Genomic DNA, 22758 nt, shown 5'->3' on the forward strand with positions numbered 1-22758 from the left:
TCACGACGAAGATGCCGAAGAAGATCAGCGAGGTGCCGAGGTCGCGCTCGAAGATCAGCACCAGCAGGCTGACCACCCAGATGGCGAGCACCGGGCCGACGTTGCGGCCGCGCGGCAGGTTCATGCCCCAGACCTTCCGCCCGGTCAGCGCGAGCGCGTCGCGGTTGGCCATCAGGTAGCCGGCGAAGAAGACGGTGATGGCGACCTTGACGAACTCGTCCGGCTCGAGCTGGATCCCGGGGAACTTGATCCAGCGCTTGGCACCGAAGTCCTCCGGGCTGGAGGGGAAGAAGGCCGGTGCCGCCAGCAGGATCATCGCTCCGGTCATGAGCAGGTAGACGTAGCGCTGGAAGAACCGGTGGTGCTTCACCAGGATGATCAACCCGGCCGCCACCGCCAAGGCGATCCACACCCACATCACCTGGTTCGGGGCCGCCGGGATCTTCTGGTAGTCGCCCTTGGCGGCGTGGAAGAGCGCGTAGGACTGGTCCAGCCGGTTGAGCAGCACCAGTCCGAAGCCGGTCAGGAAGACGGCCAGCGGCAGGATCAGCGGGTCCGCGTACGGGGCGAAGCGCCGGACCGCCAGGTGCAACCCCAGGGCCAGCAGCGGCAGGCTGAGGCCGTAGACCAGCAGGCCCTTGGGCAGCGCGTGGTTCATCGCCTCGTTGGCGGTCACGTAGCCCACCAGGCAGACCAGGACCGCCGCAGCCAGCATGAAGAGTTCGAGGTTGCGGCGCCGGGTGGCCAGCCTGCGCCCGGAGCTTCGTGGGCTGTCTGTCACGGATTCCCCACCTCGGCGGCTTCGACAGTGATGTAGTAGACGACGAATCCTCGCACGAGAGTGACGTCGGTGGGAGCGCAGGGGGTTCCGGACCCAGCTCCGGTGATCGTCCGGGCGTCGGTCATCATGTCCGAGGAGCCGCAAGCGCCGCAGCACGGCGACCGGCCGCGCGACGGCCGGCTGCCCTGCACCGACCGGCTGCCCGCACCAGCCGGAACAGGAGAACCACCGGATGCCGACCGCAGCACTCGCCCTCGGGCACGACGGCCCGCCACCCTGGCACTGGGCCGACCTGGCCACCAACTGGACCGCCGAGCCCGTCGTCCTGGCACTCGCCGTACTGCTCGCGGGCGCCTACCTGCTGGGCGTACGGGCGTTCCACCGCGGCGGCGGGAGTGACGGCGGGAACGGCAGCGGTGCTGTGAGCGGCAGCGGAGGCGGTGGTGCGAGCGGCGCTGCGCGCTGGCCCCTGCATCGCACGGCCGCGTTCCTCGGCGGCCTGCTGGTCTGGGTCTGGGTGACCTGCTCGGGCCTCGGGGTGTACGAGCGGATCCTGTTCACCGACCGGGCCGTCCAGGTCGTGCTGCTGCTGATGCTGGTGCCGTTCCTCCTGGTCCTCGGTGCTCCGGTCTCGCTGCTGGTCGAGACCGCGTCCGAGGCCCGTCGCGCGCGGATCATGCGAGTGCTGCGCAGCCGACCCTCCCGGGTGCTGATGTTCCCCGCGGTGTCCACGGTGCTGCTGATGGCGCCGCCGTGGCTGCTCTACTTCACGCCCTGGTACGAGAAGACCCTCACCAGCGGTGCCTGGAACATCGGCCTGCATCTCTCACTGGTCGCCCTCGGCCTGCTCTACTACTGGCCGCGACTGCAGCTCGACCCGGTCGCGCACGAGTACCCGCTGCTGGTCAGCCTGGTCATCACCTTCGCCGAGGTCATCTTCGACGCGGGCCTCGCCCTGATCCTCATCTACGGCCACCACCTGATCGCCGAGCCCCACTACGCCGGCCTCGGCCGCACCTGGGGACCGACCCTGCTGCAGGACCAGACCTGGGGCGGCAACGTGATCTGGGTACTGGGCGACCTGATCGGCCTGCCCTTCCTCTGTGCGCTGATCCGCCGCATGATCGTGACCGGCCGGGCCGAGACGGCGGCGGTGGACGCCGCACTGGACGCCGAGTACGAGGCGCAGATGGCCGAGCGGCGGGCGGCGAAGGCGGCCGAGGGGGAGGCGGCCGAGGGGGAGGCAGCTGCGGCAGAGGCAGCTGCGGCGGATACGGCCACGGGGGAGACGGCTGCGGGAGAGGCGGTGCCCGTCGCCGCGCGAGCCGCCGTCGAGGAGGACGAGCCGGAGGGCACGCGCCCGTGGTGGCTGGACGACCCCAATCTGAAGCACCGTTTCGGAGGCGCCGGGCGCTGAGCCGTTCCCGGTTGGGCGCCCCCCGGGGCTCGGGAGTCCGCCCGGTCGCCGGTCAGTCCTGCTAGGCCGCGGGTTCGGTTCGCCGCCCGGTGGCGGGTTCCGCCGGCGGTTCCCCCGCCCCCGGTTCGCGGTGGCGGCGGCTGTGCCGCGCGACCCGCACCCGGTTGCCGCAGGCGCTGGTGCACCACTCGCGGCGGGCGTGGCTCTTGACGAAGTACAGGATGCAGTCGGGAGCCGGGCATGCCCGCACCTGTCCGGCCGACGGTCCGGTGAACAGGGCGACGGCCGCCGCCGCGACCTCACCGAGCGCGACCAGGTGCAGATCGGGCTCGGTCCAGCGGGGTATCCGGACGCCGGGACGGTCCGGGTCCAGCTCCAGCCAGCCGGTCGAGAGTCGGGCGGCAGCATTGACGGCGGCCACCGTGCCGGGCGGCGGAGTCGTACCGGAGACCGTCGCGGCGGCCAGGTCGCGCAGCGCGGCGCGCAACTCGCGGTAGCGGTCGAGGTGGAACCGGGTGGCCGGGGCGCCGTCGTCGAGCAGCGGACGCAGCGGCTCGCCGAAGTCGGCCGACCGGGTCCGCAGCCAGTGGTCCAGATCGGCGGGTTCCCGCAGGGCGTCCACCAGGGCGCCGCGGGCGCCGCCCTGGATGAACGTGGTGTTCACCAGGTCGAGCGCGAGGGACTCGCCGGTGAGGGGCAGGTCGTCGACCGCCGATGCCGTGGGACTGCTCATGGCTCCATCATGCCTGGCCGCCGGCCCCGGCCACGCCAGGCGTTGCTAATGAGAAATATTCCTGTCTCCTATTAGCGTTCTCCGATCCTGACCGTCCCTCCCCGGGACTCGCCGGCCGATTCTGGGGTCCCCGGTGCCTGCCGCGCCCGCATAGGCCAGGCTTGGGGGCGGTCGGTCTCTCCGGAGCCGGCTGTCCGGATGAACACGGACACGGTCACCAACCGAATCGAAGGCGAAAATGACCAACCACTTTGATGTCGTTGTCCTCGGTGCCGGCCCTGGCGGGTACGTCGCTGCCATCCGCAGCGCGCAGCTCGGCCTGAGCGTCGGCATCGTGGAGGAGCGCTACTGGGGCGGGGTCTGCCTCAACGTCGGGTGCATCCCCTCCAAGGCGCTGCTGCGGAACGCCGAGCTCGCGCACATCCTGACGCACGAGACGAAGACCTACGGCATCCAGGTCGAGGGTCGGATCACCTTCGACTACAAGGAAGCCTTCCAGCGCAGCCGCCAGGTCGCCGACGGCCGGGTCAAGGGCGTCCACTACCTGATGAAGAAGAACAAGATCACCCAGTTCGAGGGCCGGGGGCACTTCACGGACGCCAACACCCTCCAGGTGGCCGGTGCCGACGGCTCCGTGCAGACCGTCACCTTCGACCACTGCATCCTGGCCACCGGCGCCACCCCGAGGCTGCTGCCCGGCACCTCGCTGAGCCCGCGCGTGGTGACGTACGAGGAGCAGATCCTGGCCGACCAGCTGCCGGAGAGCATCATCATCGCGGGTGCCGGCGCGATCGGCGTCGAGTTCGCGTACGTGATGCACAACTACGGCGTGAAGGTGACCATCGTCGAGTTCCTGGACCGGATGGCCCCGCTGGAGGACGCCGAGGTCTCGGCCGAGCTGTTCAAGCGCTACAAGCGCCTGGGAATCGAGGTGCTGACCTCCACCCGGGTCGACGCGATCGACGACTCCGGTGAGAAGGTCAAGGTCACCGTCACCGCGGGCGGCGAGCAGCGCGTGCTGGAGGCCGACAAGGTCCTGCAGGCGATCGGCTTCGCTCCCCGGGTCACCGGCTACGGCCTGGAGAACACCGGTGTCCGGCTGACCGAGCGTGGCGCGGTCGAGGTGGACGGCCGCTGCCGCACCTCGGCGCCGCACATCTTCGCCATCGGCGACGTGACCGCCAAGCTGATGCTGGCCCACGCCGCCGAGTCGATGGGCGTCATCGCCGCCGAGACCATCGCGGGCGCCGAGACCATGGAACTCGACTACGTGATGATCCCCCGCGCCACCTACTGCCAGCCGCAGATCGCCAGCTTCGGCTGGACCGAGGAGCAGGCCCGCAGCCAGGGCTTCGACGTCAAGGTCGCGAAGTTCCCGTTCATGGCGAACGGCAAGGCCCACGGTCTCGGGGACACGGTCGGCTTCGTCAAGATCATCAGCGACGCCAAGTACGGTGAGCTGCTCGGCGCCCACATGATCGGCCCCGAGGTCACCGAGCTGCTGCCCGAGCTGACCCTGGCCCAGCAGTGGGACCTCACCGTCACCGAGATCGCCCGCAACGTCCACGCCCACCCGACGCTGGGTGAGGCCGTCAAGGAGGCGATCCACGGCCTGGCCGGGCACATGATCAACATGTAGTCGCCGCGCCGCCCCCGCCCGCCGTTCTGCCGGGGGTGCCGAGACCGTCGACTCGGCGCTCCCGGCCGGATCGCCAGCCGCGAAGCCCGTCCGCCACGGCTCCCCGCGCCCTCGGGCGCTGCGAGACGGGCGGGGCCCGGGAATTGACCGCCACTCACATTCGTTGATCCACAGGTCAGTTCCCGAGCGAGATGATGGCGCGATGAGCGAGAGCACCGAACGGCCCGGCCGTCTGCTGGCCGTCTCCGACCTGCACGTCCACCATGCGGACAACCGCCGCATCCTGGCGGAGGAGCTCCTCGCGACCTCGCCCGAGGACTGGCTGATCGTGGCCGGGGACGTCAGCGAGACCGTCAGCCAGATCGAGTGGGCGCTCGGCCTGCTCAAGGAGCGTTTCGCCCAAGTGATCTGGGCCCCCGGAAACCACGAGCTGTGGACGCCGCCGACGGACCCGGTACAGCTGCGCGGTGAGGCACGCTACCGGCACCTGGTGGAGATCTGCCGCCGCCTCGGCGTGCTGACGCCGGAGGACCCGTACGCCGTCTGGCGCGGCCAGGGCGGTCCGGTGGCCGTCGCACCGCTCTTCCTGCTCTACGACTACTCGTTCCGCGAGCCGGGCCTGAGTCGTAAGGAGGCGATGGAGCGGGCCTACGAGTCGGGCGTGGTGTGCTCGGACGAGTTCATGCTGCACCCGGAGCCCTACCCGGACGCCGCCGCCTGGTGCGAGGCGCGTCTGTCCTGGACGGGTCAGCGGCTCGCCGCCGTCGACCCAGGGCTGCCGACCGTGCTGGTCAACCACTTCCCGCTGGTCCGCGAGGACACCGCGGTCCTGCGCTATCCGCAGTTCGCCCAGTGGTGCGGCACCGAGCGGACAGCCGACTGGCACCGCCGGTTCCGGGCCGCCGCGGTGGTCTACGGCCACCTCCACATCCCCCGGACGACGGTCTACGACGGCGTCCGCTTCGAGGAGGTCTCGATCGGCTACCCGAGGGAGTACCGCCGCCGGGGCTTCCCCCGCGGGCTGCTGCGCGAGGTGCTGCCCGGGGCGGAGAGCGTCTGACCGCTACGGCCGGAGGAGACCGGCACCGTCCGAGGAGACCGCCCCGCCCGGCGGGCGGGTGCGGGCTACCGCCGGTGCTTGCCGCTGTTGGCGGGCGTCGGCTCCGGGTACGGGATCCGGAGCTTGCGGGCCAGCGGGGCCACGGCGCCCGCGGCACCGAGCGGCTTGGCGAGCACCAGGACGGAGAGCAGCACCGCCGGTGCGCCGGCGCCCAGTGCCGCGAAGTTGCCCACGATGCCGTGGCCGAGCGCACCGCCCACCTGACCGGCGATCCAGTGCGCCGCCAGGGCGCCGGGGGCGCAGGCGAGTGCCAGGCCCAGGTGCAGGGTGGTCACCCGGACACCGTCCAGGCCGCTGCGGATCCGGCCGCGCCGCCCGCCGCCGATCTCGAGCGTGGCGTCGGCGGATACGACGGCCGCCGCCTCCCGGCGGAGCCGCTTGCCCAGCGCCCGACCGGTGATGATCACGCCGAGCGTGGTGGCCAGCGTCTGGGCGAAAGCCATCCCGATGATGATCCAGCGCACCGGCAGGGTGTAGTACGCGACGGCAGAGAAGGCGACGTTGCTACCCGCGATCGCCGTGGTCAGCCAGAACGGGGTCCGGGCGTCGCTCATCGCGTAGAACCCGCGTGCCAGTGCGTACTGGGCGCAGAAGGCCGGCAGGCCGATCGCGAAGGCGATCAGGACCTGGGCCATGACATCGACGTCCGCGGGCCGGACCTGGCTGCCGTGCCCGTAGGCGAGGCCGATGATCGGGTTGGCCATCGAGAGGAAGACCGCCATGGCCGGGACGATCATCCCGGCCGAGCTGCGCAGCGTCTGGGCCAGCTCCCGGCCGACGTCCTCGAACCGGCCCGAGCTCACCGCACGGGACATGATCGGCAGGATCGCCGTCACCATCGAGACCGTGATGATGCCCTGGGGGACGACGAAGAGCAGGTACGCGTTGTTGTACGGGGTGTAGCCCAGCCCCGCCTGCAGATGCAGGTTGTGGGCCTGCGTGCCGGCGCCGGTCGCCATGTTGGTGATCGCGTTGAAGGACAGCTGGGTCACCACGACCAGCATCAGCGCCCAGCCGGCGGCCCGCAGCGGGGTGGTGAGACCGGCGCCCTTCCAGTCGAAGCGCGGCCGGAAGCGGAATCCCGAGGCGCGCAGCGAGGGCAGCACGGAGAGCGCCTGCACCAGGATTCCGAACGCCGTGCCCGCGCCCAGCAGCATGGTGGCGCCGCTGGTCATCTGGTCGGCGGATTCCGCGTGCTTGCAGACCCCGATGTAGAGGCTGAAGACGCCGATCACCACGACGTTGTTCATCACCGGCGCCCAGGTCATCGCACCGAAGCGGTCACGCGCGTTGAGCACCTGGCTGAGCAGGCCGAAGACGCCGTAGAACAAGATGGCCGGGAGGCAGTACTGGGCCAGCGCGATGGTCAGATCCCGCTGGACGTGGTCCTTGGGGGTGTAGTTCGTGTAGGAGTCCACGATCTGCGGCGCGAACAGCCAGGCAACCAGGGTGATGGCGATCAGCGCCACACCGCAGGCCGTCAGCAGACGGTTGGTGTAGGCGACGCCGCGGTCCTTGTGGGTCTGCGCGGCCCGGACCAACTCGGGGACGAAGACCGAGTTGAGCACACCGCCGATCAGCATCATGTAGACGGTGGTCGGCAGCAGGGTCGCCACGCCGTAGCCGTCGGCGAGCTGCTGGGTGCCCAGCGCGGCGGCGATGACGCCGGCCCGCACGAAGCCCAGCGCGCGCGAGGTGAGCGAGCCCAGAGCCATGATCAGCCCGTTGCGGGCGGCGGAGGACTCCTTGCCCTCCGGCGCCTTCTCGGCCTCCGCCGGGGGCTGCTCCACCGGCTGGCGCGGCGGCGGCAGCTGGGTGCCCAGCTGCATGGTCGGATGTGAGCCGTGCTGCTGTTGAGACACGGGTGGCAGGTACTGCTCGGGCGACATGAACTGCTCGTCAGTGATCTGACGCAGCGGCATGGTGGGCGGGTCGCCGTACGAGCCGGAGGGCTCGCCCGTCGTGTGCATGGTCATCGGACCCCCGTCACTCGGTGCCTGGGCAGTGCGCGGTCACGGGGCTTCCGCAGACCGCTGTCCGGCGGTCCCTTGGTGTACGGAGCCGGTACTGCCTCGTACGACCGGCTCGGTCCGCGCCGTCGTGCTTGGTTCCCCCGGGCTGGGCGCGGGTGCACCCAGCCGGAGAAGTCTGCCTTAACTCGGTACCCGATGGGGAGCGGTGTGCCGCGTGCCCGAGATCTCCCAGTGGCACTGATTGGCCCGTATTCCGAACGAACCCGGCGGAAGTCGGTCCCTAATGACCGGATTTGCAGCGGTTTTTCCCGGCTCTGATGCGAGGGACTTCGGCGGGCGCGGCACTCTACCGATTCCTCCCCGAAGGTCACCCCAATGAGATGTGACCTTTCTCACTGACTGTCAGGAGTGGCGGCGGATCCACTTTCGCGACGGGTTCCGGCCCCCGCTCCGGAGGCCAGGACGCGCTGCACCCTCGGCCTGGTCCGCCAGTCGACCCGGCGCACGTCCCGGCTCAGTGCACGGGGCCGCCACAGCTCGACCGCGACCGTCACCCCGCCGACCACCAGGCCCGCCGTCAGCCATCCGGCCAGGACGTCGCTGGGCCAGTGCACGCCGAGGGCGATCCTGGTCCAGCCGATGGTCAGGACGGCGAGTGCGGCGATGGTGCAGGCGACCGCCCGTCCGGCCCGGTTGGCGTGCGGCCAGACCAGGATCACCAGGGCGGCGGCGGTGATAGCCGAGGCCATCGCGTGCCCGGAGGGGAAGGCCGCACCCGTGGCGGACGAGACCGGGTCGACGAAGTGTGGCCGGGCGCGGCCGACCAGCGCCTTGCCACCCCAGTTGGCCAGCCAGCCGAGCAGGATCTGGGCCGCCGCCCAGCCAGCCAGGATCCGCGCGCCGATCGCCCAGAGCCAGACCGCCGTCACGCCCAGCAGGGCACGGGTGACGGTCGGGCCGCCGAGGTCGGAGACCATCTGCATGGATGCCGTCCAGGCGGTGTGGTCGCGGGCGTAGTCGTGTAGCGAATCCACCCAGTCGCGATCCAGCCGGGCCAGCGGGCCCCAGTGGCTCTCCACCAGGGCCAGGAGCAACCCCAGGAGGGCGGCGCAGCCGAGAGTCAGCGCTGCGGACTCGATCAATCGGCCACGGCGGTGCCGTGCGGTGGCGGCGGTGGCGCCGTCGATGGACAGGTGCATGGCTGACACCTTCCCAGGGGTCGAGATGGCCCCGCACCGTACCGATAGCAATTTTGCATCTTTTGTGAGGAGAAGCTGCGGATGTCGGATCTCGTTCGTTGATCCGGTGGACGGGGTGATTGCCGACACTGTCCGCACCTGCTCGATCGCATAATGTGCGCGATCATGGGCCAGATTGCGCAGGATACTGCATCGCGCGAAGAATCTGGGCTAGTTGGGAATGTTGTCCGAAATCTGTGCGTTGGATCGTTACGTGTGAGCCTTCAGGGGCCCGCATCTCTTTGCCTTCATCTCTCTGCCTCCTCTCTTCGGCCCTAGCTCGCCCCGTCGGGGGTGAAGACCAAGGCAGACCGGCACCAGCAGCAAGGGAGCAAGCATGGCCACTCGTGCCGTCGTTCGCGGCAGTGCCGACCACCCTCGTTCGGCTCGCCCGAACAACCTTGAGGCCGACCGCGACCTTGTCGGCATGTACCTCGACGAGATCGCCCGGACGCCACTGCTCGATGCCGCCGAGGAGGTCGAGCTCTCGCTGCGCATCGAGGCGGGTGTCTACGCCCAGCACCTGCTGGACGAGGACGCCATTCCCGAGAGCACCACGCGCAAGGAGCTGGAGGCGATAGCCGACGACGCCGAGCGCGCGAAGGACGTCTTCATCCGCTCGAACCTCCGCCTGGTGGTCGCGGTCGCCCGGCGGTACCCCCGCAGCGGCCTGCCCCTGCTCGACCTGATCCAGGAGGGCAACGCCGGCCTGGTCCGAGCGGTCGAGAAGTTCGACTACGCGAAGGGGTTCAAGTTCTCCACCTACGCGACCTGGTGGATCCGCCAGGCGATCACCCGCTCGATCGCCGACCAGTCGCGCACCATCCGGCTGCCCGTGCATCTGGTCGAGGAGCTCGGCCGGATCCGCCGGGTGCAGCGTGAAAAGGCCAAGGAGCTGGGCCGTGAGCCCGAGCCCGCCGAGATCGCGGCCGAACTCGACACCACCGAGGACCGGATCAAGGACGTGCTCGACTGGGCCCGTGACCCGGTCAGCCTCAACATGTCCGTGGACGACGAGGGCGAGACCCAGTTCGGTGACCTGGTCGAGGACACCGGCGCGGTCTCCCCGGAGGACGCCGTGATGGTCATGCTCCGCCGCGAGGAGCTGGACGACCTGATCGGCCGGCTCGACGACCGGACGGCCTCCATCATCCGCTCCCGGTACGGAATGGAGGACGGCCGCGAGCGCACGCTGACGGAGGTGGGCAAGCAGCACGGACTCACCCGGGAGCGAATCCGCCAGATCGAGAAGCACGCGCTCGCCGAGCTGAAGAAGATCGCCGACCACGCGGGCTTCGAGGCAGCCTGACACCCGGTTCTCCCGGGGCCCCGGTCCGGTGCCGGCCGGACCGGGGCCCCGCTGTCCGAAGCCGCTGCTGCCGTGCCGCCTACGCTGGATGCAGTTGACAAGGATCGGAGCAGAGATGGCCGAGCAGGAAGAACCGACCCGGCCGAAGGCGAAGCTGGTCTTCGGCGACCCGCTGGACCGCCAGACGGGGGACGATACCGACCGGGGCTGGGGCGAGCGCCCGGAGTCGGGGGAGAGCGGCGGGCGCGGCCTGGACTGGTATCTGAGCCAGCGGCCGCCGCACCACGGTGACTGACCGCTGACCGAGGCCCCGCGCCGGGGCTGCGCGGATCTCAGCCGTCGGGCGGCGCCGTTCCGGTGCAGCGCGGGGTGGCGGTCGGCCCGGCCGCTGCCGAGGCCGTCGAAGGGGCGGCGGGCGGCGGTGGGCCGGGCCGCAGCGGACCGGCGGTGATCGCGGTGGCGGCGGCCAGCAGCCCTGTCGCCAGCAGCCCGGGCCGGTGCCGGACGGCCTGCTGGAGCCGGTGTCGCCCCCCGCCCCCGCGCCGGATCGGTGGGAAGGGCGGAACGGTGCGCCGTGGTGGTACGGCCGAGGGTGCCGTGGCGGTCGTGGTGGCGGTCGGGTGGCAGTGCGGCTGGTTCGCCAGGTACGTCGTCATGCGCATCAGGGTGAGCGCACCGCACCTGCCGCGGAATGCCCCCTCGAATTCCTGTGGAAAACCCGGCCGTGTGGACAACTTCGTTCACCCGCAAGGCTGGTGCGGTCATACGAAAGGCCCGGGTTCGGAACCGAACCCGGGCCTTTCGTGCGGATGCCGCGGACGGCGGTGCCGGCGTCAGCTCGCGGTGCTGGTGCTCGCCGCCGGAGCCGGGGAGGCGGCCGGAGCCGACGAGGCGGACGACGAGGACGAGGCGGACGACGACGAGGAGCTCACCGAGCTGCTCGAGGAGGACCGGCTGTCGGTGCGGTAGAAGCCCGAGCCCTTGAAGACCACGCCGACGGCGGAGAAGACCTTGCGGAGCTTCCCCTGGCAGTCGGGGCACGTGGTCAGCGCCTCGTCGGTGAACTTCTGCACCGCCTCCAGGCCGTTGCCGCACTCGGTGCACTGGTACTGGTACGTGGGCACTTGTCTTCCTCCTGGCACTCTCGCCTGATGAGTGCTAACGACGGTCAATGATGCGGCATTCCGCTGGATCAGTCCAGCGACATCGGGTGTGAGATATCGCTGCCCCGGCCCGGTTCGGGCCGGGGCAGCGGACGCGTCTCAGCCCTTGGAAGCGCCGGCCAGTTGCACCTTGGCCCCGCCCTGCGCCGCGATGCGGCCGGGCCCGGCGGGAGTGTCCAGCAGCCGCCGCAGCGACACCAGTGCGACCAGGCCGATCCCGGCCCCGACGACCGGTACCACGAAGCCCGCCCTGGCACCGTGCGAGTCCACCAGTAGTCCGGCCACGATCGAACCCGCGGCCAGGCCGAGGCCGATCGCACCGGTCAGCCAGGTGAACGCCTCGGTCTTCGCGCCGGCCGAGACCAGCGTCTCAACCAGGGTGTAGCCGCTGATCAGGGTCGGTGCGATGGCCAGACCGCAGCACAGGCCGGCGATCGCCAGCGCGGTCAGGTTGGGCATCGCCCAGAGCGTCGAGCAGCCCAGGACCAGCAGCGTGTAGCTGCCGAGCATCCGCTGCCTGACCGAGCGGCGCCAGGCGATCATGCCGTACAGCACGCCGGCCAGCATGCTGCCGCCCGCGAAGATGCCGTACACCACGCCGTTGAGGCCGGGCTGGCCCTCGGCCCTGGCGAAGGCCGCCACCGTGACGGTCATGGCGCCGAAGACGGAGCCCACGCCCAGGAAGGAGCCCGCCAGTAGCCGGACACCGGGCGATGAGAGCGCCGAGGCCTGCTCGGCGCCGGGTACGGACGGGTGCGGAGCGGGCGCGGTGCCGCGCTGCGCGGCGAAGGCCAGGCCGCCGATCACGGTCAGCGCGGCCTCGGTGATCAGCGACACCGAGGGCGAGACCAGGGTGGCGATGCCGGTGGCCAGCACCGGTCCGATCGCGAAGGTGAACTCGTCGGTCACGGACTCGAAGGCGAACGCGGTGTTCAGCGTCTTGGGCGAGTCGGAGAGTCTGGTCACCCAGCGGGCCCGGACCATCGCGCCGATCTGCGGCACGCTGGCACCGGCCACGCCCGCGGAGACGAAGAGCGTCCAGGTCGGGGCGTGGCCCAGGGCCAGCGCGAGCAGCGCGCCCACCGAGACCGCGTGCACCGCGACGGTGGGCAGCAGCACGGCGGCCTGGCCGTACCGGTCGGAGAGCCGGCCGGTCTGGGGGCCGATCAGCGCCTGGGTCGCGGCGGCGAAGGCCACCACCAGGCCGGCCGTGCCGTACGAGCCGTAGGCGCTCTGGATGAGCAGGACGATGCCCGCGCTGAGCATCGCGTAGGGGAGTCGGGCCGCGAAGGCGGGGACCAGGAAGGTCCAGGCTCCGGGGGTGCGGAGCAGGGTGCCGTAGCCGACGCGGGTGGGAGTGGGCTCTGCGACCGTTCGGCGCGCCGTCACGGTCGGTCCTTCCTGCTGCCTGGTAGCACTCACCGGGCATGGGGCGGCCCGGTAGCGCCGAGAGTTGTCCTCTCGTGCGTTGACCGGGGTAGATACCGGGTCCACGCCGGCCGGGGGAATCGCGGAAGCGGGCCGGCAGAGGAGGGACCACGGCCGCCGAGCGGTCGCGCCAACTCTGCATCAGACAGATGTTGCGGATTTTCGGTGATCGAAACAGGTATGTCGGTCCATAGTACGCATTGCGGACCGGTTCCACGCGATCAATGCATGGTGAACAGCGTGGAAAAGGTAGGAATCTAGCGGCCGTGCAGCCAGCCGGCAAGCTTTCCGCCCCGGTCTACCGCCCGCAGCCTGCGCTCGGCGGCCTCGCTGACCTCCTCGGTGGTGACCACCAGGAGTTCGTCGCCGCCTCGCAGCACGGTGGCCTTGTCGGGCACGAAGCTGCTGTTGTCCCGGACCACCAGGGTGACCGCGGACCCGGCGGGCAGCCGCAGCTCGCCGACCTCGACGCCGGACATCTTCGACTCCGCGGCGAGCGCGACGGAGAGCAGCCGGCCGTGCAGGTGCTCCAGCGGCGCGGACTCGATGCCCAGGTCCTGGCCCATCGCACCCTCGGAGATCCGCAGGCCGCGGGCGACCAGCGGCAGGGTCGGGCCCTGGACCAGGGTGAAGACCACGACCAGGATGAAGACGATGTTGAAGACCTGCTGCGCCTGCGGCACCTCGGCCACCAGCGGGATGGTCGCCAGCACGATGGGCACCGCCCCGCGCAGTCCGGCCCAGCTCAGCAGGGCCTGCTCGCGCCAGGGCAGCCGGAACGGCGTCAGGGTGGCGAAGACCGAGGCCGGCCTGGCGACGAAGACCAGCACCGCGCCGATCACCAGCGCGGGGACGAACGCCGAGCCCATGGTCTCCGGGGTGCACAGCAGGCCGAGCACCACGAACATGCCGATCTGCCCGATCCAGGCCAGTCCGTCCGCGAAACCCCGGACGGCGGGGCCGTGCGGCAGTTTGGCGTTGCCGAGGATCACCGAGGCGGTGTAGACGGCCAGGAAGCCGGAGCCGTGCAGCAGTGAGCCGCCCGCGTAGGCCAGGACGGCCAGCGACATCACGGCGATCGGGTAGAGGCCGGAGGAGGGCAGCGCGACGTGCTTGACCGCGTACGCGCCCAGCTTGCCGACGACCAGGCCGACGACGGCGCCGATGGCCAGCTCGGCGACGATCGTGGCGACCAGTGCGTACCAGGAGTCCAGCGGCCCCGTGGTGGCGAAGGCGACCACCAGGATGACCACGGGGGCGTCGTTGAAGCCGGACTCGGCCTCCAGCAGACCGGTCAGCCGGGACGGCAGCGGCACCATCCGCAGCACCGAGAAGACCGCTGCGGCGTCGGTGGAGGAGACGATCGCGCCGAGCAGCATCGAGACCCGCCAGTCGAATCCGGCCAGCCAGTGCGCGCCGGCCGCGGTGACGAAGACGCTGACCGCCACGCCCAGGGTGGCCAGTACCGAGGCGGCCGGCAGGACCGGCTTTATCGCCTGCCAACTGGTCTTGAGGCCGCCCTCGGCGAGGATCACCACCAGGGCCGCGTAGCCGAGGACCTGGGTGAGTTCGGCGTTGTTGAAGGTGACTCCGAGGCCGTCCTGGCCCATGGCGACGCCGATGCCCAGGTAGATCAGCAGACTGGGCAGCCCTGATCGGGTCGAGAATCGCACGGCCACCACCGCGAATAGGAGTATCGCGGAGAACTCGAGCAGGAAGCGGTTCAGGTGGTCGACAGTCACGCAGTAGCACCTCGGCACGTCAAGGGGGCGGTCGGGGGCAGAGAGTGGCCGGAAACGATTGGCTCGCTCGACGACTTGTTACTCAGTCTAACATTTTACCTGATCTTTGATTGTCTGATTCCGCCCATCGAGACCGGATAGGGTCCACCTCGGCCGACCGTGGACGTCCCCAGTGCATGTCCGCCAACCGAGTCGCCCTAATGTGGTGACCTGTCACGGCCGTCAACGCAACCCAGCCAAGGACCCAGATGCCCCGCTCGAAGAAGTTCCGGCGCGCCCGGCTGCTTGTGCTCGTGCTGGTCGTGCTGCTCGTGGCCGCCGTCGGAGGCGGTGGTTACTGGGCGGTGAGCGCCGTCCGCGCTTCCTTCCCCGACGTCGACGGCAGCGTCTCGGTGGCCGGCATGTCAGCGCCGGTCGACGTCAAGCGCGATGCCAACGGCATTCCGCAGCTGTACGCCGACACCCCCGAGGACCTGTTCCGCGCCCAGGGCTACGTCCAGGCCCAGGACCGGTTCTGGGAGATGGACGTTCGACGGCACATCACCTCGGGGCGGCTCTCCGAGATGTTCGGGTCCAGCCAGGTCGAGACCGACACCTTCCTGCGCACCATGGGCTGGCGCCAGGTCGCGCAGCAGGAGTACGACACCCAGCTCTCCGCCGACACCAAGAAGTACCTGAAGGCCTACTCGGACGGCGTCAACGCCTGGCTGAACCAGCACCCCGGCGGCCAGAGCGCCTCGCTGGAGTACGCCGTGCTCGGCGCGGTCAACAGCGGTTACAAGCCCGAGGCCTGGGACCCGGTGGACTCGGTGGCCTGGCTGAAGGCGATGGCCTGGAACCTCTCCGGCAACCTGCAGGAGGAGATCGACCGGTCGCTGCTCTCCCAGGACTTCTCGACGGAGCAGATCGCCCAGCTGTACCCGGACTACCCGTACGACCGCAACGGCACCATCGTGAAGACCGGCACGATCGGCAAGGACGGCAACTACCAGCCCGCCGACGGCTCCACCGCTCCGGCCGCCGCCACCGCCGCCGCCCAGGGCCGGGCGACGACCAAGTCGCTGTTCACCGACATCTCCGACAAGATGGCCGCGCTGCCGCAACTGCTCGGCCCGCAGGGCCAGGGCATCGGCTCCAACTCCTGGGTGGTCAGCGGTGACCACACCACCACCGGCAAGCCGTTGCTCGCCAACGACCCGCACCTCGGCCCCGGCCTGCCCTCGGTCTGGTACCAGATGGGCCTGCACTGCCGGACCGTCAGCGCCAAGTGCGCCTTCGACACCTCGGGCTTCACCTTCGCCGGCATGCCCGGTGTGGTGATCGGCCACAACCAGAAGGTCTCCTGGGGCTTCACCAACCTCGGCGCCGACGTCCAGGACCTCTACCTGGAGAAGGTGACCGGCCCCGACACCTACCTGGTCGACGGCCAGCAGGTGAAGTTCCAGACCCGCAAGGAGACCATCAAGGTCGCCGGCGGAGCCGACCGGACCATCACCGTCCGCACCACCAACCGCGGCCCGCTCATCTCGGACCAGAGCTCCGAGGAGCAGAGCGTCGGCAAGTACGCCCCCGCGGGCAATGCCGCACCCGACCGCGCCCAGGGCTACGGCGTGGCACTCCAGTGGACCGCCCTCACCCCGGGCAAGACCATGGACGCGGTCTTCATGCTCGACCGCGCCACCAACTGGAACGAGTTCCGCAACGCCGCAGCCGACTTCGCGGTCCCGGCGCAGAACCTGATCTACGCCGACACCAGCAACAACATCGGCTACCAGGCGCCGGGCATGATCCCGCAGCGCACCAAGGGCGACGGCACCTACCCGGTCCCGGGCTGGGACTCCGGCTACGGCTGGCAGAAGGACTTCGTGCCCTTCCAGGCCCTGCCGTACAGCTTCAATCCCAAGAACGGCTACATCGTCACCGCCAACCAGGCCGTGGTGGGCCCCACTTACCAGTACACGCTCACCAAGGACTGGGAGTACGGCACCCGGGCCAAGCAGATCACCGACCTGATCGAGGGCAAGCTGAAGAACGGCGGCAAGATCTCGCCGGACGACATGCAGTCGATGCAGCTGGACAACACCAACGTGATGGCGGAGACGCTGGTCCCGCTGCTGCTCAAGGTCAACATCACCGACCCGTACGTCCGCGAGGCGCAGGACCTGCTGAAGACCTGGAACTACCGCCAGGACGCCGACTCCGCCGCCGCCGCGTACTACAACGGCGTCTGGCGCCAGCTGCTCACCCTCGCGTTCGGCCAGAAGTTCCCGGCCGACCTCCGGGCCAAGGGCGACTGCCTGCTGGTCCGCCAGAAGAGCAACAGCACGCTGCCCGACGGCGCGGTCGGCGCGGACACGCACCCGGTCACCGAGTGCGGCACCCGCGACGCCCACTTCGCCCAGCCGGACGGCGGCGACCGCTGGACCGAGGTGGTCCGGCAGCAGCTGGCCAACCCCAAGAGCCCGTGGTGGGACTACGTCGACTCCAACCACATCCAGCAGCACGGCCTGAACAACCTGCTCGCCGAGGCCCTCAAGGACGCCCGTCAGGACCTCACCGCGCAGATGGGCAAGGACATCAAGACCTGGAACTGGGGCCGGCTGCACTCGCTGAGCCTCAAGGAGCAGACGCTCGGCACCGACGACTCCTCGATCGCCTCCGGGCTGGTCCACGCGCTGCTCAACCGAGGCCCGTACCAGCTCTCCGGCGGCAGCGCGGCGGTCAACGCCTCCGGGTGGAACGCCGCGGCGGGGTACGACGTGGACTGGATCCCCTCGATGCGGATGGTCGTCGACCTCAGCGACTTCAACGCCTCACACTGGATCAACGTCGGCGGCGCCTCGGGCCACGCCTTCCACGCCAACTACAACGACCAGACCGCCCTGTGGGCCAAGGGTGACCTGCTGCCCTGGGCCTGGTCGGCGGACGCGGTGGAGAAGGCCACCAAGCACAAGCTGGTCCTCAGCGCGCAGTAGGCCCATGGAGTAACCCCGTAGGGGGGCGGCGCGGTCCTCCGGGACGCGCCGCCCCTTTCGCGTCATCGGGGGCCGAAGCGGTGCACGGCGCTGGGCGTGACCACGGCGTGGACCGGGCGGTCGTGGGGCTCGGCGGGGACGGCTTCGAGGAGTTCGGCGTCGTACAGCAGCGTGGCCAGCAGCGGGTGCGCCCGGGCGCGGGCCAGCCGGGCCAGCACCCGGTCGTACGAGCCGCCGCCGCGGCCGAGCCGCAGGCCCCGCCGGTCCACCGCGAGCCCGGGCAGCAGGACCAGCGCGGCGCCGCAGACCGCGTCCGGGCCGAGCCGCTGCCCGGTCGGCTCCAGCAGGCCGCGCCCGGCGGGGGCGAGTCGCTCGGGGCCCTGGTACTCGGCCCAGTCCAGGTCGTTGTCGGGGAGCAGTACCGGCAGCAGCACCCGAACTCCCCGTCCCCGCAGGGCGTCCAGCAGGGGCCTGGTCCCGGGCTCCGTCCCGACCGACACGTACGCGGCGACGGTCTGCCCCGGACCGGCCAGCTCCACGGCGTGTTCCGACAGCGCGGCGGCGGCGGTTTCGCGCCATTCGGGCGACAGCGCACGTCGGTCCGCGAGCAGCCGTGACCTCAGCTCGGCCTTCTCGTTGTGCAATGGATCCTCCTGGGTTCCGCTCCCGCCGACGCCACGGGTCTGTCCTGTGCCGGTCGGCGTTCAGAGCCTGACATGCGGAAGGCGATGGATGTCCACCCAGCTGCTGACCGGCGCCCTGGCCGGGCTGAGCGCCACCGGGCTGGCCGCGGCCGCGCTGTCCGGGCTGCGGCTGCGCCGGCTCGCCGCGGGCGCCGCCGAGCGGGAGTCGGGGCTGCGGCAGCGGATCGCCGAGCTGGAGGCCGAGCGGGACGCGCTGCAACGGACCGCGTCCTACGACCCGCAGACCGGTGTCTGGAACTACCGCCATCTCCAACTGACCCTGGACCGCGAGGTGGAGCGCTGCCGCCGGGCCGGGGCGGGTACCGGCCCGCGCCGGCTGGCGCTGCTGATGATGGAGATCACGGGCTTCGAGGCGGTGGTCGCCGAGCACGGGCGGCGCCGGGCCAACGCGGTGCTGCGCGACCTGGCCCAGCGGCTGAGCGTGGAGATCCGCCGCTCCGACACCCTCGGCCGGTACGGCGGTGAGGAGTTCCTGGTGCTCCTGCCGGACACCGGCGCCGAGGGTGCGGCGCACGTGGCCGAGCGGCTCTGCTGGTCGGTGCGCCGGCACCAGCTGCTGGACTGGTCGCCCGCCGGCCCGCAGACCCGCCGACCGGTCGGCGGCAACGGCCTGACCGCCGCCATCGGTATCGCGGTGCTGCCCGCAGACGGCATGCACGCGGCCGTCCTGCTGCGCGCCGCCGACCGCGCGCTCGCCCGCGCCCGTAGCGCGGGGGGCGACTGCTGGCGCTCCGCGCAGCAGTCCGAGCACACCGGTGACGAGGGCCCGGTCAGCCACACCAGACCCGTGGACCCGGTGCACCGGGCCGACCCGGTGCGGCGCTCGCACGAGGCCGCCCTCGCCCGCGGCGCCGACGGCGCCGGGCCCGACGTCCCCCGGGACGGACCGGAAGATCGGAACAATCAGCCCGAAAACGCTGAAAGCACCGGTAATCTGGCGCCCTGCACCGAAGGGGCGGCACCTCTCACCTCCATCGGTGCTGCCCATCCCACCCGGCCACAACCGCCGGACACGACGGGATCTGAAAGTGATCTCGGGTTTACGTTCGGTTAACCCGGATCTCAGGTCAGCGGAACCATGCCTTAGTAAGGTCGACGCCATGACGAAGACGCACTCCCGAACGCCCGTCACGAAGGCGGTCGTTCCCGCCGCAGGGCTGGGGACCCGCTTCCTGCCCGCGACCAAGGCGACCCCGAAGGAGATGCTGCCGGTTGTCGACAAGCCGGCCATCCAGTACGTCGTCGAAGAGGCCGCCGCCGCCGGGCTCTCCGACATACTGGTGGTCACGGGGCGCAACAAGCGGGCCCTGGAGGACCACTTCGACCGGGCCTACGAGCTGGAGGAGCTGCTCGCCCGCAAGGGTGACAAGGACCGGCTCACCCGGGTCCAGGAGTCCGCCCGCCTGGCCAACATGCACTACGTCCGCCAGGGCGACCCCAAGGGCCTCGGCCACGCCGTCTCCGTCGCCGAACAGCACATCGCGGGCCAGCCGTTCGCCGTCCTGCTCGGTGACGACCTGATCGACCCGCGCGACCCGCTGCTGTCCCGGATGATCGAGGTGCAGCAGGAGCTCGGGGGCTCGGTGGTGGCGCTGATGGAGGTCGACCCCTCGCAGATCCACCTCTACGGCTGCGCCGCCGTGAAGCCCAACGGCTTCGGCGAGGACGTGTTCCGGGTCACCGACCTGGTGGAGAAGCCGGACACCGCCGACGCGCCGTCCAACTACGCGGTGATCGGCCGCTACATCCTGGACCCGGCGGTCTTCGACGTGCTGCGCGAGACCGAGCCGGGCCGCGGCGGCGAGATCCAACTGACCGACGCGCTGCGCGAGCTGGCCCAGCGGGACGAGTCCGCGGGCGGACCGGTGCACGGTGTGATCTTCAAGGGGCGTCGCTACGACACGGGCGACCGCGCGGACTACCTTCGCGCTATCGTCCGACTTGCGTGTGAGCGCGAGGACCTGGGCGCGGAGTTCCGTTCCTGGCTCAGGGAGTTCGTGACCACCGAGATGCAGGACTGAGCCGCGGCCGACCGGCCGCCGGGGTGCGACCGAGCTGCGAGGAAGCGAGCGTGAGGCGATGACCGGGACGAACGACCCCTGCTGCGAAGAGAGTTCGACCCCGGCTACGCCCCGGATGTGGACGGTCGACGAGCACCTCGCCGACATCCTCGGGCAGATCGCCCCGCTCCCGCCGATCGAACTCCAGCTGCTGGACGCCCAGGGCTGCACCCTCGCCGAGGACGTGGTCGCCGCCACCGACCTGCCGCCCTTCGACAACAGCTCGATGGACGGCTACGCGCTGCGCACCGCCGACACCGCCGGGGCCACCGAGCAGCACCCGGCGGTGCTCACCGTGGTCGGCGACGTCGCGGCGGGCGCGGACGAGCTGCCCAAGGTCGGCCCCGGCCAGGCCGCCCGGATCATGACCGGTGCCCCGATGCCCCCCGGTGCCGAGGGCGTCGCCCCGGTCGAGTGGACCGACGGCGGCACCGGCACCGGGCGGGCCGCCGACAGCATGGCCGCCCCGGTCGAGGGTGAGGAGGTGCGCGTCCTGCGCCCGGTGGACGAGGGCGCGCACATCCGCCGCCGCGGCAGTGACATCGCCGCCGGCGACCGGGTGCTCCCGGCCGGGGCCATGCTCGGCCCGGCCCAACTCGGCCTGCTGGCCGCCATCGGCCGCGGTACGGTCAGGGCCCGGCCGCGGCCGCGCGTGGTGGTGCTCTCCACCGGCAGCGAACTGGTCCAGCCAGGGGAGAGGGTGGGCCCCGGACAGATCTCCGACTCCAACAGCTTCACCCTCACCGCCGCCGCCCGGGACGCGGGCGCCATCGCCTACCGGGTCGGCGGCGTCCCGGACGACACCGCCACCCTGCGCTCCGTCCTGGAGGACCAGCTGGGCCTGGCCGACCTGATCATCACCAGCGGCGGAGTCAGCGTCGGCGCGTACGACGTGGTCAAGGAGGCCCTCCAGTCGGTCGAGGGCGGCGAGGGCGCCGGGGTCGACTTCCGCCGGCTGAGGATGCAACCGGGCAAGCCGCAGGGCTTCGGCCGGATCGGGGCCGGTGCCGGAGTGCCGCTGCTGGCGCTGCCCGGCAACCCGGTCAGCGCGTACATCTCCTTCGAGCTCTTCGTCCGCCCGGTGATCCGCACCATGCTCGGTGCCGCGGACATCCACCGCCCGGTGGTCCGGGCCCTCTGCCCGGACGAGCTGCGCTCCCCGGCGGGACGGCGGCAGTACCTCCGCGGCTGGTACCAGGACGGCGAGGTGCGCCCGGTCGGTGGCGAGAGCTCGCACCTGGTCGGTGCGCTGGCCAGGGCCAACTGCCTGATCATCGTCCCCGAGGAGACCACTGCGCTGGCCCCGGGCGGCACCGTGGATGTGGTCCTTCTCACGGACTGAGCGGGGCGGGGAGGTACGGTAGCGCGGTATTCGTACCCACAGCGCGGAGTTCGCGCCGCGCCTGTCTGCCGTACCCCTGGAGTTTCCCCGTGACCGCACCCTCCGGCGAGCGACCCGGCGACCGTCTCACGCACGTCGATGACACCGGCGCCGCCCGCATGGTCGACGTCTCCGAGAAGGCGACCACCGTACGGACGGCCGTGGCCGCCGGACGGGTGCGGGTGGCCCCGCGTGTGATCGAACTGCTGCGTGGCGAGGGGGTGCCCAAGGGCGACGCGCTCTCCGTGGCGCGGATCGCCGGGATCATGGGCGCCAAGCGGACCCCCGAGCTGATCCCGCTCTGCCACCCGATCGCCATCTCCGGAGTCAAGGTCGACCTGACCGTCGCCGACGAGGCCGTCGAGATCACGGCGACCGTGAGGACCGCCGACCGGACCGGCGTCGAGATGGAGGCCCTCACCGCGGTCGCCGTGGCCGGCCTCACCGTGATCGACATGGTCAAGGCGGTCGACAAGGGCGCCGCGATCGAGGACGTCCGGGTGCTCGCCAAGACCGGCGGCAAGAGCGGCGACTGGTACGCGCCGGAGGCCTCGCGATGAGGGCACTGGCGGTCACCGTCTCCAACCGCGCCGCCGCGGGGGTGTACGAGGACAAGGGCGGCCCGCTGCTGGTCGCCGGCCTGCGCCGGATGGGCTTCGAGGCGGACGGCCCGCGGGTCGTCCCCGACGGCGACCCGGTCGAGGCCGCCCTTCGCGAGGCCGTCGCCGCCGGCTACGACGTCGTGCTCACCACCGGCGGCACCGGAATCTCGCCGATGGACCTGACCCCCGAGATGACCGCCCGGGTCATCGACCGTCAGGTCCCCGGCATCGCCGAGTCGATCCGGGCGTACGGGCGCGAGAAGGTGCCCGCCTCGGCGCTCTCCCGGGGCCTGGCGGGCCTGGCCGGACGCACCCTGATCGTCAACCTGCCCGGCTCCACCGGCGGCGTCAGGGACGGCCTGGCCGTCCTCGAACCGCTGCTCGCCCACGCTGTGGACCAGCTCGGCGGCGGCGACCACCCCCGGCCGGCCGCGGACGAGGGCGGGCCGGCCGGGCCCGCCGCGGGTTCCGAGGGAGGCGCGAACTGAACAGC

At 71.1% G+C, this 22758-nt stretch carries 20 protein-coding genes; 11 read left to right on the forward strand and 9 right to left on the reverse strand.

The features are described 5' to 3' along the window. A partial coding sequence (locus tag ABD369_RS32285; RefSeq protein ID WP_344640160.1) for an FtsW/RodA/SpoVE family cell cycle protein occupies positions 1-781 on the reverse strand: 781 nt, incomplete at its 3' end. A gap of 232 nt (positions 782-1013) precedes the next feature. Between ABD369_RS32285 and ABD369_RS32290 the strand changes: the two genes are divergently transcribed. Next, the gene (locus ABD369_RS32290; protein WP_344640161.1) at positions 1014-2198 is read left to right on the forward strand and encodes a cytochrome c oxidase assembly protein; all 1185 of its coding nucleotides are present in this window, start codon (positions 1014-1016) and stop codon (positions 2196-2198) included. 61 nt (positions 2199-2259) lie between these two features. Here ABD369_RS32290 and ABD369_RS32295 read toward each other — a convergent pair whose 3' ends face one another. After that, positions 2260-2931 carry a CGNR zinc finger domain-containing protein gene (locus ABD369_RS32295; protein ID WP_344640162.1) on the reverse strand — a complete coding sequence of 224 codons (672 nt, stop codon included), beginning with the start codon at positions 2929-2931 and terminating at the stop codon, positions 2260-2262. Between the two features lie 238 nt (positions 2932-3169). On the opposite strand from ABD369_RS32295, the gene lpdA reads away from it, so the two are divergent. Continuing rightward, complete coding sequence (gene lpdA, locus ABD369_RS32300) at positions 3170-4570, forward strand: dihydrolipoyl dehydrogenase (protein WP_344640163.1); 1401 nt, start codon at positions 3170-3172, stop codon at positions 4568-4570. Positions 4571-4772: 202 nt separating this feature from the next. Further along, positions 4773-5630 carry a metallophosphoesterase family protein gene (locus ABD369_RS32305; RefSeq protein WP_344640164.1) on the forward strand — a complete coding sequence of 286 codons (858 nt, stop codon included), beginning with the start codon at positions 4773-4775 and terminating at the stop codon, positions 5628-5630. Positions 5631-5695: 65 nt separating this feature from the next. On the opposite strand, the gene murJ is transcribed toward ABD369_RS32305, so the two are convergent. Together murJ and ABD369_RS32315 are read right to left on the reverse strand one after the other, a co-directional pair. Then, on the reverse strand, positions 5696-7666 hold the full coding sequence (gene murJ / locus ABD369_RS32310) for a murein biosynthesis integral membrane protein MurJ (RefSeq protein ID WP_344640165.1): 1971 nt from the start codon (positions 7664-7666) through the stop codon (positions 5696-5698). A 389-nt stretch (positions 7667-8055) separates the two neighbouring features. Continuing rightward, positions 8056-8862: a phosphatase PAP2 family protein gene (locus ABD369_RS32315; protein ID WP_344640166.1), complete on the reverse strand. Its 807-nt coding sequence runs from the start codon at positions 8860-8862 to the stop codon at positions 8056-8058. Between the two features lie 376 nt (positions 8863-9238). Here ABD369_RS32315 and ABD369_RS32320 point away from each other — a divergent pair, with 376 nt between their 5' ends. Together ABD369_RS32320 and ABD369_RS32325 are read left to right on the forward strand one after the other, a co-directional pair. Further along, positions 9239-10210 (forward strand): sigma-70 family RNA polymerase sigma factor, encoded by a 972-nt coding sequence (locus ABD369_RS32320; protein WP_344640167.1) that lies wholly within the window; start codon positions 9239-9241, stop codon positions 10208-10210. Positions 10211-10325: 115 nt separating this feature from the next. After that, entirely contained in the window at positions 10326-10505 is a 180-nt protein-coding gene (locus ABD369_RS32325; protein WP_344640168.1) for a hypothetical protein, read from the forward strand. 37 nt (positions 10506-10542) lie between these two features. On the opposite strand, the gene ABD369_RS32330 is transcribed toward ABD369_RS32325, so the two are convergent. The 4 genes from ABD369_RS32330 to ABD369_RS32345 all read right to left on the reverse strand — a co-directional run bounded on the left by ABD369_RS32330 (position 10543) and on the right by ABD369_RS32345 (position 14543). Continuing rightward, complete coding sequence (locus tag ABD369_RS32330) at positions 10543-10866, reverse strand: hypothetical protein (RefSeq protein ID WP_344640169.1); 324 nt, start codon at positions 10864-10866, stop codon at positions 10543-10545. Between the two features lie 177 nt (positions 10867-11043). After that, on the reverse strand, positions 11044-11334 hold the full coding sequence (locus ABD369_RS32335; protein WP_344640170.1) for an FmdB family zinc ribbon protein: 291 nt from the start codon (positions 11332-11334) through the stop codon (positions 11044-11046). A gap of 138 nt (positions 11335-11472) precedes the next feature. Beyond that, positions 11473-12762, reverse strand: a complete 1290-nt coding sequence (locus ABD369_RS32340; RefSeq protein ID WP_344640171.1) for an MFS transporter — start codon at positions 12760-12762, stop codon at positions 11473-11475. Positions 12763-13058: 296 nt separating this feature from the next. Beyond that, on the reverse strand, positions 13059-14543 hold the full coding sequence (locus tag ABD369_RS32345; protein ID WP_344640172.1) for a potassium/proton antiporter: 1485 nt from the start codon (positions 14541-14543) through the stop codon (positions 13059-13061). A gap of 248 nt (positions 14544-14791) precedes the next feature. Between ABD369_RS32345 and ABD369_RS32350 the strand changes: the two genes are divergently transcribed. Beyond that, positions 14792-17518: a penicillin acylase family protein gene (locus ABD369_RS32350; protein WP_344640173.1), complete on the forward strand. Its 2727-nt coding sequence runs from the start codon at positions 14792-14794 to the stop codon at positions 17516-17518. A gap of 62 nt (positions 17519-17580) precedes the next feature. Here the strand turns inward: ABD369_RS32350 and ABD369_RS32355 are convergent, their stop codons facing one another. Further along, positions 17581-18162: a 5-formyltetrahydrofolate cyclo-ligase gene (locus ABD369_RS32355; protein WP_344640174.1), complete on the reverse strand. Its 582-nt coding sequence runs from the start codon at positions 18160-18162 to the stop codon at positions 17581-17583. Positions 18163-18250: 88 nt separating this feature from the next. Between ABD369_RS32355 and ABD369_RS32360 the strand changes: the two genes are divergently transcribed. From ABD369_RS32360 to ABD369_RS32380, 5 genes are all read left to right on the forward strand, one after another. Then, positions 18251-19276: a GGDEF domain-containing protein gene (locus ABD369_RS32360; protein WP_344640175.1), complete on the forward strand. Its 1026-nt coding sequence runs from the start codon at positions 18251-18253 to the stop codon at positions 19274-19276. 46 nt (positions 19277-19322) lie between these two features. Continuing rightward, on the forward strand, positions 19323-20243 hold the full coding sequence (galU, locus tag ABD369_RS32365; protein WP_344640176.1) for a UTP--glucose-1-phosphate uridylyltransferase GalU: 921 nt from the start codon (positions 19323-19325) through the stop codon (positions 20241-20243). 58 nt (positions 20244-20301) lie between these two features. Beyond that, a complete protein-coding gene (gene glp / locus ABD369_RS32370; RefSeq protein WP_344640177.1) occupies positions 20302-21624 on the forward strand; it encodes a molybdotransferase-like divisome protein Glp in 1323 nt (440 codons plus the stop codon). Between the two features lie 158 nt (positions 21625-21782). Next, the gene (gene moaC / locus ABD369_RS32375; protein WP_425557829.1) at positions 21783-22223 is read left to right on the forward strand and encodes a cyclic pyranopterin monophosphate synthase MoaC; all 441 of its coding nucleotides are present in this window, start codon (positions 21783-21785) and stop codon (positions 22221-22223) included. After that, positions 22220-22753: a MogA/MoaB family molybdenum cofactor biosynthesis protein gene (locus ABD369_RS32380; protein ID WP_344640179.1), complete on the forward strand. Its 534-nt coding sequence runs from the start codon at positions 22220-22222 to the stop codon at positions 22751-22753. The genes moaC and ABD369_RS32380 overlap by 4 nt, the downstream gene beginning before the upstream one ends. Positions 22754-22758: the final 5 nt, after the last annotated feature.

It is taken from the genome of Kitasatospora cystarginea (genome assembly GCF_039533515.1).
Lineage (GTDB): Bacteria > Actinomycetota > Actinomycetes > Streptomycetales > Streptomycetaceae > Kitasatospora > Kitasatospora cystarginea.

Coding starts and splice junctions, on each gene's coding strand:
- ABD369_RS32290 (WP_344640161.1), top strand. CDS start 1,014: ATGCCGACCGCAGCACTCGCCCTCGGGCACGACGGCCCGCCACCCTGG.
- ABD369_RS32295 (WP_344640162.1), bottom strand. CDS start 2,931: ATGAGCAGTCCCACGGCATCGGCGGTCGACGACCTGCCCCTCACCGGC.
- lpdA (WP_344640163.1), top strand. CDS start 3,170: ATGACCAACCACTTTGATGTCGTTGTCCTCGGTGCCGGCCCTGGCGGG.
- ABD369_RS32305 (WP_344640164.1), top strand. CDS start 4,773: ATGAGCGAGAGCACCGAACGGCCCGGCCGTCTGCTGGCCGTCTCCGAC.
- murJ (WP_344640165.1), bottom strand. CDS start 7,666: ATGACCATGCACACGACGGGCGAGCCCTCCGGCTCGTACGGCGACCCG.
- ABD369_RS32315 (WP_344640166.1), bottom strand. CDS start 8,862: ATGCACCTGTCCATCGACGGCGCCACCGCCGCCACCGCACGGCACCGC.
- ABD369_RS32320 (WP_344640167.1), top strand. CDS start 9,239: ATGGCCACTCGTGCCGTCGTTCGCGGCAGTGCCGACCACCCTCGTTCG.
- ABD369_RS32325 (WP_344640168.1), top strand. CDS start 10,326: ATGGCCGAGCAGGAAGAACCGACCCGGCCGAAGGCGAAGCTGGTCTTC.
- ABD369_RS32330 (WP_344640169.1), bottom strand. CDS start 10,866: ATGACGACGTACCTGGCGAACCAGCCGCACTGCCACCCGACCGCCACC.
- ABD369_RS32350 (WP_344640173.1), top strand. CDS start 14,792: ATGCCCCGCTCGAAGAAGTTCCGGCGCGCCCGGCTGCTTGTGCTCGTG.
- ABD369_RS32360 (WP_344640175.1), top strand. CDS start 18,251: ATGTCCACCCAGCTGCTGACCGGCGCCCTGGCCGGGCTGAGCGCCACC.
- galU (WP_344640176.1), top strand. CDS start 19,323: ATGACGAAGACGCACTCCCGAACGCCCGTCACGAAGGCGGTCGTTCCC.
- glp (WP_344640177.1), top strand. CDS start 20,302: ATGACCGGGACGAACGACCCCTGCTGCGAAGAGAGTTCGACCCCGGCT.
- moaC (WP_425557829.1), top strand. CDS start 21,783: ATGGTCGACGTCTCCGAGAAGGCGACCACCGTACGGACGGCCGTGGCC.
- ABD369_RS32380 (WP_344640179.1), top strand. CDS start 22,220: ATGAGGGCACTGGCGGTCACCGTCTCCAACCGCGCCGCCGCGGGGGTG.